The organism is Massilia sp. PWRC2 (assembly GCF_049896725.1).
Classification (GTDB): Bacteria; Pseudomonadota; Gammaproteobacteria; order Burkholderiales; family Burkholderiaceae_D; genus JAFCUW01.
In genome coordinates this window covers 348,021-364,882 of the sequence record NZ_JAFCUW010000004.1, presented here as the reverse complement: position 1 = coordinate 364,882, position 16,862 = coordinate 348,021, and the positions used below count along the sequence as shown (strand labels likewise).

10 protein-coding genes are annotated in these 16,862 nt (G+C 66.5%); 6 read left to right on the top strand and 4 right to left on the bottom strand.

From position 1 onward, the window contains the following. Positions 1 to 4: 4 nt before the first annotated feature. The 3 genes from ACP7BZ_RS11155 to ACP7BZ_RS11145 are packed head-to-tail and all read right to left on the bottom strand — an operon-like array spanning position 5 to position 3,086. On the bottom strand, positions 5 to 1,468 hold the full coding sequence (locus ACP7BZ_RS11155) for an efflux transporter outer membrane subunit (RefSeq protein ID WP_426113031.1): 1,464 nt from the start codon (positions 1,466 to 1,468) through the stop codon (positions 5 to 7). After that, the gene (locus tag ACP7BZ_RS11150; protein WP_426113112.1) at positions 1,465 to 2,367 is read right to left on the bottom strand and encodes an efflux RND transporter periplasmic adaptor subunit; all 903 of its coding nucleotides are present in this window, start codon (positions 2,365 to 2,367) and stop codon (positions 1,465 to 1,467) included. Before ACP7BZ_RS11150 ends, ACP7BZ_RS11155 begins: the two co-directional genes overlap by 4 nt. Continuing rightward, positions 2,367 to 3,086 (bottom strand): ABC transporter ATP-binding protein, encoded by a 720-nt coding sequence (locus ACP7BZ_RS11145; protein WP_426113029.1) that lies wholly within the window; start codon positions 3,084 to 3,086, stop codon positions 2,367 to 2,369. The genes ACP7BZ_RS11150 and ACP7BZ_RS11145 overlap by 1 nt, the downstream gene beginning before the upstream one ends. Before the next feature lie 156 nt (positions 3,087 to 3,242). Here ACP7BZ_RS11145 and ACP7BZ_RS11140 point away from each other — a divergent pair, with 156 nt between their 5' ends. The 3 genes from ACP7BZ_RS11140 to ACP7BZ_RS11130 all read left to right on the top strand — a co-directional run bounded on the left by ACP7BZ_RS11140 (position 3,243) and on the right by ACP7BZ_RS11130 (position 6,496). Further along, positions 3,243 to 3,596, top strand: coding sequence for a hypothetical protein (locus ACP7BZ_RS11140; RefSeq protein WP_426113027.1), 354 nt, complete (start codon positions 3,243 to 3,245; stop codon positions 3,594 to 3,596). A gap of 162 nt (positions 3,597 to 3,758) precedes the next feature. Further along, positions 3,759 to 5,108, top strand: coding sequence for a TolC family protein (locus tag ACP7BZ_RS11135; RefSeq protein WP_426113025.1), 1,350 nt, complete (start codon positions 3,759 to 3,761; stop codon positions 5,106 to 5,108). Further along, positions 5,105 to 6,496 (top strand): multicopper oxidase family protein, encoded by a 1,392-nt coding sequence (locus ACP7BZ_RS11130; protein ID WP_426113023.1) that lies wholly within the window; start codon positions 5,105 to 5,107, stop codon positions 6,494 to 6,496. Before ACP7BZ_RS11135 ends, ACP7BZ_RS11130 begins: the two co-directional genes overlap by 4 nt. Before the next feature lie 16 nt (positions 6,497 to 6,512). Here ACP7BZ_RS11130 and ACP7BZ_RS11125 read toward each other — a convergent pair whose 3' ends face one another. Further along, a complete protein-coding gene (locus tag ACP7BZ_RS11125) occupies positions 6,513 to 8,279 on the bottom strand; it encodes an oleate hydratase (protein WP_426113021.1) in 1,767 nt (588 codons plus the stop codon). 280 nt (positions 8,280 to 8,559) lie between these two features. Here ACP7BZ_RS11125 and ACP7BZ_RS11120 point away from each other — a divergent pair, with 280 nt between their 5' ends. From ACP7BZ_RS11120 to ACP7BZ_RS11110, 3 genes are all read left to right on the top strand, one after another. Beyond that, the gene (locus ACP7BZ_RS11120) at positions 8,560 to 10,743 is read left to right on the top strand and encodes a copper-transporting P-type ATPase (protein ID WP_426113019.1); all 2,184 of its coding nucleotides are present in this window, start codon (positions 8,560 to 8,562) and stop codon (positions 10,741 to 10,743) included. A gap of 284 nt (positions 10,744 to 11,027) precedes the next feature. Then, the gene (locus ACP7BZ_RS11115) at positions 11,028 to 12,086 is read left to right on the top strand and encodes an NAD(P)-dependent alcohol dehydrogenase (RefSeq protein WP_426113017.1); all 1,059 of its coding nucleotides are present in this window, start codon (positions 11,028 to 11,030) and stop codon (positions 12,084 to 12,086) included. Positions 12,087 to 12,379: 293 nt separating this feature from the next. Next, positions 12,380 to 16,810 carry a CHASE domain-containing protein gene (locus ACP7BZ_RS11110; RefSeq protein ID WP_426113015.1) on the top strand — a complete coding sequence of 1,477 codons (4,431 nt, stop codon included), beginning with the start codon at positions 12,380 to 12,382 and terminating at the stop codon, positions 16,808 to 16,810. The last annotated feature ends 52 nt before the right edge of the window (positions 16,811 to 16,862 follow it).

The following is a 16,862-nucleotide window of genomic DNA, read 5'->3' as shown; positions in this document are numbered from 1 at the left end:
GTCGTCAGCCCTCAGTTGGTGTCGACGGCGCCGCCGGCGTCCAGTTGCCGCCGGCGGCATTGAACAGGGCGATGGCAGCGCTGGCAAGCGCTGCCTCGCTACTGGCGTGCTCGCTGCGCGCCTGTGCCAGTGCGTGCTCGCCATCGCGTACGCTGCGCAAGTCGCTCATGCCGCCCCGATAGCGCGCGCTCGCCAGCTCAAGCGCCAGCGCTCTCTCGCGCACGGCACTGGTCATGGCGACATTTTTGGCGCTGGCGGCAGCGAGCGCCGCCAGCGCATTTTCGACGTCCTCGAAAGCTGCCGCCACCGCCTGGCGATACTGTACGAACAGGATTTCCTGCTGAGCCTGGCGCACCGCGATGGTGGCGGTAATCTGCTGGCGGCGCAGAATAGGCCAGCTCAGCGTCGGACCGATCCGCGTCAGCAGGCTGGCGCTGCTTAACAGTTCGCCCGCTGACACACTGGCCAGGCCGGCTGCGCCGTTCAGCGAAAGGCGGGGAAACAGCTCGGCGATGGCCGCTTCACGGCGCGCGCTCGCTGCCGCCAGCTGTTGTTCCACGCGCGCGATGTCAGGGCGGCGCCGCAGCAGTTCCGACGGCATTACCAGCGGCAGCGCCGCGCGCGCGCGCGGGATCGGGCGCACTGCACCGAGTTCGCCCAGCAAGGCCCGCGTTGGTTGCCCCAGCAGCACGCCGAGGCGATGCATTGCGCGTTTCGCCTCCAGCGCATGGTCGGCATCCTGGGCTGCCAGCCGCGCCACCTGGTCGGCCGCACGTGCCACCTCCTGTGCCGCGTCGCTGGCCGCTCCCATGCCGCCGGTAAGGCGCGCCCGCAGCAGTGCCAGCAGGTCGGTTTGCGCCGCCAGGTCAGCGCGTGCCAGCAGGCCCTGTTGTTGCGCTGCGCGCAGCACTACATACTGGTACGCCACCGCCGCGCACACGGTGCGCAGCACCGCGTCCCGAGCATGCCCCGATGCCTGCGCCTCGGCGTGCACGGCATCGGCGGCGTGGCTGCGCGCGCCAAACAGATCGATGTCCCAGGCGGCATCAATGCCGACCCGGTAGACGCTCTCCGCGCGCCCCGACGGCGGCTCGACCGTGCCGCTGCGACCGACCTGCAGGGGTTGTGGCACATTCTGGCTGTCGCGTTCGCGCGCATAGGAAGCGTTCACGTTGAGCGCACTCTGGCCGGCGGCGCCCACCACGTCGGCTTGCGAGCGCACTTCGCGCAGGCGGGCGTCTGCCAGCCAAAGGTCGAGGTTGGCCAGCGCCGCGCGCTCCATTAGCGAGCTCAGGATGGGATCGTCGAACAGGGTTGGCCAGACGCTCGTGGTGCCGTTCAGCAGTGGTGCCGGCGCCGCTTCGCTCCAGGCCGGCGGTATCGGCGCAGCAGCGAACTGCGGCGGCGCTGGCGCGGTGCCCGCGCACCCTGTCAGCAGCGCGCAGGCGATCGCCGGCAGCGCTCTCACGGTGCCGGCTCCGCGCCGTCGACGGCAATGAAGACGTCAAGCTGTTGACCGACCAGCGCGCTCGATGCCAACGGCGACGGTGCAAAGCGGTAGATCACCTGAAGCACCCGGCTGTCGACGCGCTCGCTGCCCGACCCCGTCAGCGACGTCTTGGCGACGACGACGGGCTCGATGCGCTCAAAAGTCAATGGCAGTGCCAGCGTCGGTCCTCCCCGCAGGAAGCCGACGGCGCGCGCGCCGGGCTTGATGCGAGCCGCTTCAAACTCGTCGACGTCCACCCGCAGCACCAGAGATTCGCCGCCGGCGAGCACGATCAGTGGCCTGGCGGCGCCCGGCTGGGCGAATTCACCTGGTCGCAGATTGACCTGCAGGACCTGGGCCGGGCCGCGCGCACGCACGCTGCGGCGACCCACTTCCAGGTCGATCTGCTGCGCGCGCGCGCGCGCCGAGACGAGGGCGGCGTTTGCCACCTCGACCGCCGAGCGACGCTGGACCATTTCCTCTTCGCTTACCGCGCGCCGGTCGGGCACCTTGAGGGCGATTTGATACAGGGCGGTCGCTTGGGCCAGCCGCACCTGCGCCTCGCTGCTGGCCGCCTGTGCTACCAGGCGTTGCCCCTGCAGTTCGCTGTCATCGATGCGAAACAGGATAGTGCCCTGCTTGACCTGGTCGCCCGGGCGTACCTCGATCAGCGTGACGATACCCGCCACTGGCGTGCCGACGGCGACGCTGCCGTTAAGCGGCTCGACGATGCCGGTGCCAGCGATGGATGCAGCAAATGGTGCCTGCGGCGAGGGTGCTGGTGTAACAGCAGGGGCGGGGCGGTGGTCGAGCACGATCACCACCGACAGTGCAATCACCCCGAGCAGCGCCAGCAGCGCCAGCGCGTACCTTCGCATCACGGCGTCACCGCCGTTTCCAAGGTATTGCTCATGTCAACTATTGTTCCATCTTCCATCCGTGCGATCCTGTCGGCGTAGTGAAAAATGCGGGCGTCATGGGTCACCACCAGTACCGCCCGCTGTGGCGCGCGGGCGATCGAGCGCAGGATCGTCATGATCTGCTGTCCGCTGGCATGATCGAGACTGCTGGTCGGTTCGTCGCAGATCAGCAGTGCAGGCGCATGCACGAGCGCGCGGGCAATCGCCACCCGCTGCTGTTGTCCCCCGCTGAGCTTGGTTACCAGCTGGTCGGCACGTTCAGTCAGGTTGACGCTGGCCAGCATTGCGCGGGCGCGCGCCAGCGCCAGCTTGCGCTGCACGCCGTTGATGATCAATGGCACTGCCACATTCTCCGCGACCGTCAGGGCCGGCAGCAAATTGAACGCTTGAAACACGAAGCCGATCGCGCTGCCGCGAAAGGCGATGCGCTGGTCGGCACCCATCGACAGCCAGTCGCGGCCGAGGACCGTGCACTGGCCGCCATCCTGGTCGAGGATGCCAGCGATGATCGACAGCAGCGTGGTTTTGCCACATCCGGACGGCCCGACCAGCATGAGCAGCTCACCCATCCGCACATCGAGATCAGCACCGCGCAGCGCTGCGACCCGGGTGGCACCGGCACCGTAGGAGGCAAGCAGTTGGTGACAGCGGACGGCGTTGTCGTTGCAAAATTCCATGATGGTCCAGCGAAACATTCGGGCGCCCGAGTATATCTGATTGACAACATCTGATTGGAATTTTGTGACTTTTTATTGTTGTGACGGCGCGGCTTGGTGCGGCACGGTAGCGTGGCGCACCGTCTTGCTGCCGGGGCGCTGTTGTACAATTGGCCGATGCGCTTATTCGCCCGCCTGCTGTTGTGGATATTGATGGTGTCCCTGCCTTTGCAAGGGGGCGCCACGTCGTCATTCGCTGGCGCGGCAGCGACGCCAGTGGTGCTGACCGGCGGCCATCATGTGGCTGAGGCTGCAGCGCACTGCGCGCCGTCGGTTCACGATCACGCCAGTGCGCCGCATGGCAAATGCAGCCACAGCGCCGGCTGCTGCGTGGGCGCCGCCGCGCCGCCCACCGTGCCGGTGCTGGCCATGCCCGCCATGCCGGCGCGCTTTGCCGGCGCGTCCATCGAACCGGCGATGACGGCGCCGATTGCTGCCACGCTGGAGCGGCCGCCGCGCGTCCTTTCCTGAAATCAAAGCTGCACGGAAGGTTGAAGCGCTGTTACGCCCCATTGTTAGGGCGTGTGGAGCCGTAGCGCCGTGCAGCCCACAAATCGGACCGGGTCATTCGCACAACGCGTGACCCGGCCAGTCCCCCGGTTGCGAGCGCCTGCCATTTTTTTAAGGAACACCATGACATCCTTGCCCTTGCTGCTAGTCACAGCGGTCGGCTTGCCCCTGCTCGCCGGCTGCGCCAGTTTTTCGGCCGATGGCGGCCGCAATGACGTCGCCAGCCTGACCGCAGCGCGCATCGGTCACGCCCCCGCCCGCGACGCCACGCTGCAGTCGCTGCTGGCGAGCCCACTGACGGCCGATACGGCGGTCGATCTGGCGCTACTGAACAACCCGGCCTTGCAGGCAGCGTTCGACCAGCTGGGCATCGCCGAGGCGGATCTGGTGCAGGCGGGCCGCCTGCGCAATCCGGGCGTCAGTTTTGGCCGCCTCAGCGGCGGTGGCACGACGGAGATCGACCGTAGCATCATGGTCGACATCATCGGTGTGCTGACGCTGCCCGCCCGCACCCGCATCGAGCAGGGCCGCTTCGAGCAGGCCAAGTTGCACAGCGCCGCGCAGGCGGTGCAACTGGCCTTTGAGACACGCCAGGCATTTTTTATTGCCGTCGCCGCCGCGCAATCGGCCAGTTTTGCCGCGCAGGTGCGCAGCGCCGCCGAGGCGTCGTCACAGCTGGCCGAGCGGATGGCCCGGGCCGGTAACTGGAGCGCGCTCGACATGCAGCGTGAACGCGCCTTTTATCTCGATGCGCTGACCCAGCAGGCGAAAAAGACCCATGAGGCGCTGGCCGCGCGCGAGCAGTTAACCCGCCTGCTCGGCCTGTCAGGTGAGCAGCAGTTCGTCCTGCCAGAGCGCCTGCCGGCGCTGCCCGACCAGCCGCAGGCAATGGGCGACGCCGAAGCACGCGCGATGGCGCAGCGCCTCGACCTGCTGGCGGCGCGGCGCGACACGGCAGCGACCGCAGCTGCGCTGGGCCTGAACCGCGCGACCGGCTTCATCAATGTGCTCGATGCCGGCTACGCCAGCAAGAGCAGCAGCGCCCAGCCAGGGCAGGGCGGCTACGAGGTTGCGCTCGAATTGCCACTGTTCGACTGGGGCGGCGCCACGGTGGCACGGGCCCAGGCGCGCTACATGGCATCGGTCCACCGCACCTCGGACACGGCGCTGCGCGCCCGCTCCGAGGTGCGCGAGGCCTATTCCGCCTACCGTAGCAGCTACGACATCGCCCGCCAATATCGCGATCAGGTGCTGCCGCTACGCAAAGCAATCTCCGATCAAGTCTTGCTGCGCTATAACGGCATGCTGGCCAGCGTGTTCGAACTGCTGGCCGACGCCCGCGAGCAACTGGCCAGCGTCAACATGGCGATCGAGACGCAACGCGATTTCTGGCTTGCCGACAGCCGGCTGCAGTCAGCCGTGCACGGTAGCGGTGACTCCACCAATCACAGCGACACCAGGACCACGCCATGACATCACGCAGAGATTTTTTCAAAGGGGCCGGTGCACTGGCCGTCAGCAGCGCGGCAGTGAGCCGGGTGGGCGCGGCGTCGCTGCCGGAAGCGGTGGTGATGGACAATGCCAGCACCCATGTGCCGCCGCCACCGTCTGACGGGCGCCATTTCAACCCCGTCGTCACCCTCAATGGCTGGTCGCTGCCGTGGCGTATGAACCATGGCGTCAAGGAATTTCACCTGGTCGCCGAACCCGTCGTGCGCGAACTGGCTGCTGGCATGAAGGCCAATTTGTGGGGCTACAATGGCCAGTCGCCCGGTCCCACCATCGAGGTGGTCGAGGGCGACCGCGTGCGCATTTTTGTGACCAACAGGCTGCCGGAACACACCAGCGTGCACTGGCACGGCCAGCGCCTGCCCAATGGCATGGATGGGGTGAGCGGACTGACGCAGCCGGCAATTGCACCTGGCAAAACTTTTGTCTACGAGTTCGAAGCGCGCCGCGCCGGCACCTTCATGTACCACCCGCATGCCGACGAGATGGCGCAGATGGCGATGGGCATGATGGGCTTTTGGGTGACCCACCCGAAAGACCACACGCAGCATGCCGTCGACCGCGATTTCGTGTTTTTGCTCAGCGCCTACGATGTCACGCCCGGCGCCGCCACGCCGAACATCAACACCATGCTGGAGTTTAACCTGTGGACCTTCAATAGCCGGGTGTTCCCCGGCATTGATGCCTTGCCCGTCCGCCAGGGCGACAAGGTGCGCATTCGCGTCGGTAACTTGACGATGACCAACCACCCGATCCACCTGCATGGCCACGAATTCCAGGTTACCGGCACCGACGGCGGCTGGACCCCGGCGGCTGCGCGCTGGCCCGAAGTGACCACCGACATCGCGGTGGGGCAGATGCGCGCCATCGAATTTGTCGCTGCCGAGCCGGGCGACTGGGCACTGCACTGCCACAAATCCCATCACACCATGAATGCCATGGGGCACGCGGTGCCGACCATGATCGGCGTCGACCACCGCGGCATCGCCGAGAAAATCAACCAGCTCATTCCCGGCTACATGGTGATGGGCGAGAAGGGCGGTTCGATGGGCGCCATGCGCATGGCCTTGCCGGACAATACCCTGCCGATGATGACAGGCCAGGGTCCGTTCGGTGGCGTCGAGATGGGTGGCATGTTTACCGTCCTCAAAGTGCGGGCGGAGCAGCGGCGTGGCGACTACCGCGACCCTGGCTGGTACCAGCATCCACCGGGCACCCGGGCCTATGAATGGACTGGCGCCGTGCCGGCAGCGGTGCGCGCGCCCGGCAGTGGAGGCCAGGCCATGCCCGCCATCGATGCGCCAGAGGTGGAAGTGACGGTGCGCAAACCCGGCGGGCAGCACGGTCATTAAGGATAGGACAACAGGCTTATTTCTCGATCAGCTTGTACTTGCCCAGCAAGTCACCGAGTTCCGTCCCCGCCAGTTTCCCCATCACGTAGTCGCGCAGGAAAGCCGGCCCCGGAATGGCCAGGGGCTGGCCGTCGCGCAGCGGCTTGACCGCCGCCAGCAGGGTGCGCAGGTCGAAGGTGGAATTGAACACTTCCGGCACGCCGCGCTCGACGCCCAGCAGGATGTAGACCGCCTCCATCGCCGTGCGGACCGAGTATTCGGTGGTAAAAATGCAGTCGCGCTCGCGCGTCTGGGCGAACTGGCCGATGAAGGCGAAGTTGGCAGCCCCTGCGGGCACCACATCGGGGCGGTCGCCCGCCTGGCGCGGCATGAAAAAGGCGGTGACGTAAGGCATCATGACGGGCACCGTGCGCGCGCCGGTGGCCGCCAGCGCGACAATGTCCTCCAGTGGCACCCCGAGGTGGTACAACCACTCCTGGGTGATTTCTTCGCCTGTGCAATCCTGCATGGGCTTGTTGACGTAGTCACCAGGCACGTCGACGAACAGCGCGTACAGCCAGCCGACCAGCTGGTGTTTCGGCTGCTGCTTGAAGTGGGGCTGGCGGCTGATGGTCCAGCTCATCAGCCAGGCCGAATCCTTGACCGTGACGATGCCGGCTGTCACCACCTTGCCGCTGAACGGGTCGCGCTTGGCGATCCTGGCGATGTAGGGTGGAATGCGGCCGTCGAGTGTGGTGATGGTGGCCGATTCCCACTTGGTCTGGCCGATATGCGCGCCGAACACGTCGGGGTGGCCGAAGGCGGCATCGCGCGCGGCGATGCGCCGCCACAGGTCCCAGGCCGGGGCCGGGCCGTCGTTGAGTCTCGCTGCCGTGTGATGGTCGCCATTGTCGGAGTTTTCCGTCAGCGAGCCGATGGTAATAAATAACAGGTCGTCGGCGCCGAGGTCGACGCCGCCAGCGACGCCGTCTTTGCGCCAGTCGATGCGGGTGGCCTGCTTGCGCGCCGGCGTGATGTCGAACTGCACGTCGGTCACTTCGACGCCATAACGGAACTGCACACCGTGCCCCTGCAACCACTTTAACAGCGGCAGCACCATCGATTCGTACTGGTTATAACGGTTGAACTTGAGCGAAGAGAAATCGGCGAGGCCGGCAATGTGGTGGATGAAACGGTGCAGATACAGCTTCATTTCGAGGGCGGAATGCCACTCTTCGAAGGCAAACATGGTGCGCCAGTACAGCCAGAAATTGCTCTTTAAAAAATCGGCGCCGAATACATCGCTGATGCGCTGGTTCTCCATTTCCTGATGGCTGGCCAGAAAGACCGACAGCAGATTTTTTTGCGCCGCTTCGTTCAGGGTCAGCAGCGCTTTGTCGAGCACATCCTCGCCGCGATCCTGGGTGACGCGCTGCAGTGAATAGTTGGGATCGTCCTTGTCGAGCCGATAAAATTCGTCGAGCACGCTGGCTCCTTCGATCTCCAGCGAGGGGATCGAGCGGTACAGGTCCCACAGGCATTCGAAGTGCGCTTCCATCTCGCGGCCACCGCGGATGACAAAGCCTTTTTCGGGCACATCGCCGCCATCGAGGGCGCCGCCGGCAAGCGGCTGCTGTTCGAGGATGGTGATGCGCTGACCGGCGACACCCGCGTCGCGAATGAGAAAGGCGGCGCCGGCCAGGCCGGCCAGGCCGGCGCCGACAAACCAGGCGGTTTTATGTTCGGCCCCTGGTGGCGTGCGCGGGTGAACGAATGCTTCGTAATTGCCGCTGCTGTAATGCATGAATGGGGGTCCCTTGCATGTGAAGGCCGTGCCGAGCTGGCCGGTGGTGACCGGTTGCGCGCTGGTCAATCATTCAGCTTGCGCTGCTGCCGGCAGATGTTCTGTGTGCCTGCGCACTTAGCTGTGGCTGGCAGCGCAAGTGTCACCCATGTCTCCCGGCTAAACCGTGCCTTCGCACCAGTCCCCCTGCTGCACTGGCTTGCAAAAAGGTGCCTGACAAGCGAGCGGGCGTTTTTCCCGCGAAGGCGTATGGTCTGTTGACCATGACCCAGGAGACCCAATGAATAATGCCACTGCGCCCACGGCGCTGACCAACGATGGCGACAGCCCGGCACTGGCGGCGGCGGTGCTGTACACCTGCCCGATGCACCCGCAGGTTCGGCAAAGCGCAGCCGGCAGCTGCCCCCTGTGCGGCATGGCCCTCGAAGCGCTGATGCCGTCGCCGCTGGAGGCCGACAATCCCGAACTGGCCGATTTCAGACGGCGCTTCTGGTGCACCTTGCCGCTGTCGATGGGCGTGTTCGTGCTGGCGATGTTCGGCACCATGCTGTTCCCCGCTGGCATCGCGCATCAAAGCCTCATTGAACTTGGCCTCAGTACGCCGGTCGTGCTGTGGGCCGGCTGGCCTTTTTTTGTTCGCTGCATCGCCTCGATCCGCCACCGCAGCCCGAATATGTGGACCCTGATCGGCGCGGGCGTGACGGCAGCCTACGGCTACAGCCTGGTCGCCACTTTCGCCCCTGGCTGGTTTCCCATGGCGTTTGCCATGGATGGTGGCCGCGTGGGGGTATACTACGAAGCGGCCGCCGTCATCATCTCGCTGACCTTGTTGGGGCAATTGCTGGAACTGCGCGCGCGCGCGCACACCTCGGCCGCCATCAAGTCACTGATGGGGCTGGCGCCGAAAATGGCGCGGCGCGTGCGCGCTGACGGCAGCGAAGAAGATGTGTTGCTCACCGCGGTGCAGGTGGGCGATACGCTGCGCGTGCGTCCCGGCGAAAAGGTACCGGTCGACGGCAAGGTGGTCGAGGGCGACAGCGCCGTCGACGAATCGATGCTGACGGGCGAGCCGATGCCAGTCAATAAACGTCCGGGCGACCAGGTCACCGGCGCCACCCTTAACACCAGCGGTGCGCTACTGATGCACGCCGAAAAAATCGGCGCCCGGACGATGCTGGCGCAAATCGTGCAGATGGTCGCGCTGGCGCAGCGTTCGCGCGCGCCCATGCAACGGCTGGCTGACGTTGTCGCCGGCTATTTCGTCATGATCGTCCTTGCCATCGCGCTGCTCACGCTGTTGGTATGGGGCCTGGCCGGTCCGCAGCCGGGCTGGGTGTTTGGTTTTGCCAATGCGGTGGCGGTGCTGATCATTGCCTGTCCCTGCGCACTGGGACTGGCCACGCCCATGTCGATCATGGCCGCCACGGGCCGCGCCGCCAGCGAGGGCATGCTGTTTCGCGATGCGGCGGCGATCGAGGCGCTGTGCAAGGTGAGTACCCTGATCGTTGACAAGACCGGCACCCTGACGGCCGGCAAACCGGCGTTTGAGCGCGTCATTGCCGCGCCTGGTTTCAGCGAGCAGGCGGTATTGCAGATGGCCGCCAGTATCGACCAGGGCAGCGAGCATCCGCTGGCGCGGGCGATTGTCGCCGAGGCGCACCAGCGGGGCCTGGCGCTGGAGCAGCCGGACAGGTTTGAATCGGCCAGCGGCATCGGCGTGCGCGCTGTACTGGGCGGCAAGCGCATCGCCCTGGGCAACACGGCGCTGATGGATGGCGAGCAGATCGACTGGCACGGCTTGGGTCGCCAGGCCGAGGCGCTGCGCGGCGGCGGCGCCAGCGTCATGCTGCTTGCCTGTGACGGCCGCTTGGCCGGCCTGCTGGCGGTTTCCGATCCGCTCAAGGACAGCACGATGGAAGCCATCGCGTCCCTGCGTGAGGCCGGCATTACGGTGATCATGGCCACCGGTGACGGCGTGACCACCGCCAGGGCAGTCGCCGCGCAGCTGGGGATCGCCGAGTTCTATGGCGAGGTTACGCCGCAGGACAAGCTGGCCCTGGTCGAGCGCCTGCAACAGGAGGGCAAGGTGGTGGCGATGGCCGGTGACGGCATCAATGACGCTCCCGCCCTGGCGCGTGCCGATGTCGGCATCGCCATGGGCACCGGCACCGACGTGGCGATCAACAGCGCCCACCTGACCCTGGTGAGCGGCGACTTGCGCGCCATTGCACGCGCGCGACAGCTGTCGATTGCGACCGTGCGCAATATGCGGCAGAACCTCGGCTTTGCTTTTATGTACAACATGTTGGGCATTCCACTGGCGGCGGGGGTGCTCTATCCGTGGACCGGCCAGCTGCTCTCGCCGATGATTGCGGCGCTGGCGATGAGCCTGAGCTCGGTCTCGGTGATCAGCAATGCGCTGCGGCTGCGCGGCAAGGCGGCCCCCGCAGCGCGCAGCGCGTGATCTGTGCCCCGCAGTTCAGCGAGCGGATTAACGCAATACCGGATCACCGGCTGACTCTTGGCGCCTTGGCCGGCAGCTCTGGCAACGCGCCGGCGCCGCCATCATCGGCGCAGCGCCGGCCGCGCTGTGCGTGGCTGGCCGCTCAACGTCAACAAAATGCGTGATTGCCAGACGTACCGCCGATTCAAGCGTGCAGCCCCTACACTGATACAAATCACCCAAGCACATCGACGGCGCTTCTCAGCCGCTGCGCCGCCACCTTTCATCCATCCACAGGATCACACATGACATTTACCGTTTCCGGCTACGCCGCCCATTCCGCCGACACCCCGCTGGCGCCTTTTACGTTCAAGCGGCGCGCACTGCGCGCCGATGACGTCGACATCGAGGTGCTGTTTTGCGGCGTCTGCCACTCCGACCTGCACAGCAGCCGCAACGACTGGGGCAACGCCAGCTATCCGATGGTGCCAGGCCACGAAATCATTGGCCGCGTCAAGCGGGTCGGCGCCAGCGTCAGCCGTTTCAAGGAAGGCGACAAGGTGGGCGTCGGCTGCATGGTTGACTCCTGCCAGCATTGCAAGGCTTGCGCGGCCGATCTCGAACAGTTTTGCGAAAAGCAGGCGACCTTCACCTATAACAGCGTGGACCGCCAGGACGGCACGCCCACTTTCGGCGGCTATGCAAGCCGCATCGTGGTGCGTGAAAAATTCGTGCTGCGCGTGCCCGAACAGCTCGACATGGCGGGTGCGGCGCCCCTGCTGTGCGCCGGTATTACCACTTTTTCGCCGCTGCGCCACTGGAACGTCAAGGCCGGCAGCAAGGTGGCGGTGGTGGGACTGGGGGGCCTCGGTCACATGGCGCTCAAGCTGGCGCACGCGATGGGGGCGGAAGTGACCCTGTTCACCCGCTCGAACGGCAAGCAGGCAGACGCGCACCGCCTGGGCGCCGACCACGTGGTGCTGTCGACCGATGCCGCGCAAATGGCCTTGGTTGCCAATACTTTTGAACTGATCATCGATACGGTGCCCGACGTGCACGACGTCAATCCCTACGTGCCGACGCTGGCCACCAACGGCACCCTGGTGATGGTCGGTTATCTGGGCCCGATCGCGCCACCGTTGGACAGTGCGCCGCTGATCGGCGGTCGCAAGGCAGTCGCCGGCTCGCTGATCGGCGGTATCGCCGAGACCCAGGAAATGCTCGATTTCTGCGGCGAACATGGCATCACTTCGGACATCGAACTGATCGAGATCGGCACCATCAACGCAGCGTACGAGCGCATGCTCAACAGCGATGTCAAATACCGCTTCGTGATCGACATCGGGGCCATGACGGCTGCCTGAGCGGGCAGCAGGCGGGCAAAAAGCGGGCCTGTTGCGCCATAAAATGGCGTTCCGTGCAAGGTTGCACACAGCGCGACAAAACACGCAGGACAGCCCAAGGTATCGGGCTGTCTTTTTCGCGTGCTGTCAGCCACCGAAAGTTGCCAAATCGCTAGATTAACCCTTGTCACGCAGCGGTGGCGGCTATATTGTTTCATCGTAATGGGAAGGTCAGAACAAACATTCACGGTCCGGAGGGTTGCTTGTTTCACCAGCGTTTGCCAGTGGCCGTCCTACGATGCGCAAAATGTGGTTTGCTGGCGGCGGTATACTACCTGACTGCCCGTGCCGGCCTGCTGCTGGCCTTCGCCGGTACCAATGTATCGCCGGTCTGGCCGCCGTCGGGGATTGCGCTGGCCGCCCTGTTGCTGATCGGCTGGCGTTTCTGGCCGGGGATTTTTTTCGGCGCCCTGGCCGCCAATCTGGCGGGCTTTAGCGATACCGAGAGCGGTACGCTGACGCTGTCAGCAGCGCTGGCGCCGTCGCTGGCGATCGCCTGCGGCAACACGCTCGAAGCCTTGAGCGGCGCCTGGCTGTTGCGCCGGGTGGTCGCCGATGGCGCCCTGTTCAAGCGGCCGGAACGTGCTTACCAGTTCGCCGCCGCCGCCGCCGCTGCCGCCGCCGTGAGCGCGCTGGTCGGCACCACCACGCTGCTGTCTGCCGCTTTGGTCGTGCCAGCGAGCGCCAGCACCATCGCCACCACCTGGTGGGTGGGCGACCTCGCCGGCATGTTCATCGTCACGCCGTTCCTGCTCTGCTGGCATGGCTGGCGCCGTCTGCCTGGCCGCGCCGCCCTGCTGGAAGGGGCGCTGGCGGCGGCCGTGCTGCTCGCCTTGCTGTACTGGCTGTTCGCGGCGCCCGCCGACCCCGCGCGGCGCATCCTGGTGTTTGTCTTGCTGCCCCTGATCGCCGCCTGCGCCTACCGCTACCGCGCTCGCGGGGTCACCCTGGCGCTGCTGGTGATCGCCACCGCGGCGGTGCTCGCCACCAGCGCCGGCAAGGGACCATTTGCCGCCGCCGGGCGCCAGGACGCCCTGTTTGCGCTGGAGATCTTCATCGGCATCTTCAGCCTGGTCGGCCTGGTGCTGGCCGCCGATGCCGACAGCGCGAAGCGGCGGGCGCCACGGCTGGCGGCCGACTGGCTGCACTGGACGGTATTTTTGGGCGCCATGGCGCTCACCGTGGGGGCCTGGCATTACGTCACGGTGGCGACCGAGCAGCGGGCGGTCGAACAGTTCGATCGCGAGATCGCCGATGTCCGCCAGCGGGTGGGTGACCGCATCGCCGCCTACGGCCAGATTTTGCACAGTGCCCGTTTTGCCCTGCACGGGGCGGCCGCCATCGATGCACCGCAATGGCACGAGTTTGTTAGCGGCCTTGGGCTGGCCGACAAATACCCCGGCATCCAGTCGCTCGGCATCGCCCTCAAGGTGACCGACCGCAATGCCCTCGAGCGCCGCATGCGCAGCGCGGGCGCCAGCGGCTTTACCATCTGGCCCGCCGGTCAGCGCGATGCCTACGTGCCGGTGGTGCGCGCCGAGCCGGCCACCGGCCTGAATGCGCTCAGCTTCGGTTACGACATCCTGTCCGAGCCGGTGCGGCGCGCCGCCCTGGTGCGGGCGATGGAGTTCGATACGCTGGCGCTGACCGGCAAAGTCACCCTGGTGCAGGAGCGGGGGGCGGCCCGGCAAAACGGCTTTCTGATGTTCCTGCCGGTGTACCGCAAGGGCGCCGCGCACGGCAACTGGAGCGAGCGCCAGCAGGCCCTCGAAGCGTATGTCTACGGCGCCTTCCGGATGGACGATCTGATGGCCGGGATTTTCGGCAGCAGCGTACCGCCAGTGGCAATCGAGCTGTTCGACGGCCAGACCACCGCGCTTGACGCCCGCCTGTACGCCAGCTCCCTCGCCGAGCAGGAGAGCGTGCGCGCCGCTTACCACGGCAGCGCCAGCGTCGCCGTCGGCGACAGCTTCTGGACCCTGCGCATCGTCTCGCTGCCCGCATTCGATGCCGGTATCGACCGCGCCAAGGGCTTGATCGTGCTGTTCGCCGGCACCCTGATCGCGCTGCTGATGTTTAGCATCACGCGGGCGCTGCGCGTGACCAGTGACGACGCCCTGGCGCTGGCCTCGCAGATGACTGGCGCGCTGCGGCAGTCGGAGCGCCGCTTCGCCGTGCTGGTCGATTCGGCCGGCGAATTTGCCATCATCGCCACCGGCCTCGATGGCGTCATCGATGTGTTCAGCGTGGGCGCCGAGCGCATGCTCGGTTATCGCGCCGACGAGGTGATCGGCCGCCATACGCCAGCCCTGTTCCACCTGCCAGGGGAAGTCAATGCCCGCGCGGCCGAACTCGATGGCGCCGCCGGCTTCGAGGTGTTCGTCAAGCGCGCCCGCAGCGGCCAGGCGGAAACGCGCGAGTGGACTTACCGCTGCAAAAACGGCAGCACCGTGCCGGTGCAGCTGACCGTCAGCGCGATCCGCGACGCCGATGGCGCCCTGACTGGCTTTCTCGGTATCGCGCGCGACATCACCGAGCAACGGCGCGCCGACGAGGAGCTGCGCTGGGCCATGCTGCGGGCCGACCAGGCCAGTGCCGCCAAGAGCGAATTTCTGGCAAATATGAGCCATGAACTGCGCACCCCGCTCAACGCCGTGCTGGGGATGGCGCAACTGCTCGAACACAGCACCCTCGACCAGTCGCAGCAGCGCGACCTGGCGGCGATTCGTCACGCCGGTGTGGCGCTGCTGGCCATCCTCAATGACATCCTTGATTTCTCCAAGATCGAGGCCGGCAAAATGGCCATCGAGCAGGCGCCATTTCGCCTCGACGCGCTGGCCGCCAGCCTGGCGACGATGATGGGCCTGAACGCCCGCGAGCGGCCGCTGATGCTGACGGTGGCGCTCGATCCGGCGCTGCCGGCGCTGGTCATCGGCGACAGCTTGCGCCTGCAGCAGGTATTGATCAACCTGGCCGCCAATGCCCTCAAGTTCACCGAGCAGGGCGAGGTGGCGGTGCGCTTCGAGCGCGCCGCGCAGGGCTTGCGGGTGACCGTCAGCGACACTGGCATTGGCATCAGCGCTGAGGCCATCGATAAACTGTTTGGCGCCTTCGAGCAGGCCGACAGTTCGACCACGCGGCGCTTTGGTGGCACCGGACTGGGACTGGCGATTTCACGCCGGCTGGTTGAACTGATGGGCGGCACCATTGACGTTGACAGCGTGGCGGGGCAGGGCAGCGTATTTACCGTGCGCTTGCCGCTGGTGCTGGCACAAGCGCAGCCGCAGCAGCCTGCGCTGCCGCCGTTGCGGGTGCTGGTATGGGAGCGCCCGGGCCGCGCTGCCACGGTGCTGCTCGATGCCTTGCGCGCGCTCGGTTGCCAGGCTGCGCTGGTCGATGGCGGCGGCAGCGCCGCTGTCAACGCCGGCGGCGCCGACATTGTCTTTATCGGTGCCCCGAATGACGCTGTGCTGGTCGAGCAGGTGCGGCAGATGCGCGCCGCCCATCCTGGCATCGCGGTGATCAATATGCTCGATGCCTGCGAGCGCAGCCATCGACGTTACGACGCTGCCAGCTTCGGTGTCGACGCCATCATCGACAAGCCGGTGACGCCGGCGCCGCTGCTGGCCTGTCTGCTGGCGCTGGCCGAAGCCGGGGCGGCGCCGGCCCGCCCGTTGCCGCCGGCGGCGCCGGTGCTGGCCTGCCGCCTGCTGCTGGTCGAAGACAACCCGCTCAACCAGATGGTGGCGCGGCGCATGCTCGAGGCAGCCGGCGCCGAAGTGGCCATCGCCGGCGACGGCCAGCAAGCCATCGACATGCTGCGCGCGGCGCCCTGGCGCTTCGACCTGGTGCTGCTCGACATCCAGATGCCGGTGCTCGACGGCTTTGAGACGATCGCCGTGATCCGCGGCGAGCTGGGGCTGGGTTTGCCCGTGCTGGCAATGACGGCCGGGGTGATGGCGCACGAACGCAGCCGCTGTATTGGCGCCGGCATGAATGGCTTTATTGCCAAGCCAATCGAATTCGACCAGTTGATCGGCGAGGTTTGCAAGCATCTGCCAATGGCGCGCCGGCTGGCATTGACGGTGACGGCGGCAGCGACGACGGCCGAGGGCGTGTTCGATGTCAGCGCGCTTGCCGGCGTCGGCGACGATCAGGGGCGCACCCTGGCCGGCCTGGTGGGCATGCTGCTCGATGCCGGCACCAGCGAACTGGACAAGTTGGGCGACGACTGGAGCGCCACTGCCCGCGCCGCCGCCGCCCGCAGCCTGCACACCTTGCGCGGCGCGCTCGGCACCTTTGGCGCGCAGCGCTTGGTCGCCGCCGCGCACCAGCTCGAACAGGCCTTGCAGGACGCGGCTGCCGCGGCCCGGCTGGAGCAGTTGCTGGCCGCCGTGCGGCTCGAACTGGTGGCAACGCTGGCGGCCGCCAGCGACTGGCGGGAGCGCTGGCAGCAGCAGCAACCCCCATCGCAGCAGCGCGACAGCGCTGGCGCCGGCAGCGTCGACGGCGCGCAGCTCACCGAGTTGCGCCAGCTGCTACACGGCCGCAACCTGGCCGCCGGCACCGTGTTTGCCAGCATCGAGGCCGATTTGCCGCAGTTGCTGGGTGAGCACGCCACCGGGCAACTGCGCGCCGCCATCGATCGTCTCGATTTCAGCGCCGCCCTGCTGTTTCTCGCGTAGATCGCTTGCATAGATCGCTTACATAGATCGCTTGCATAGTTTGCTGGCACCG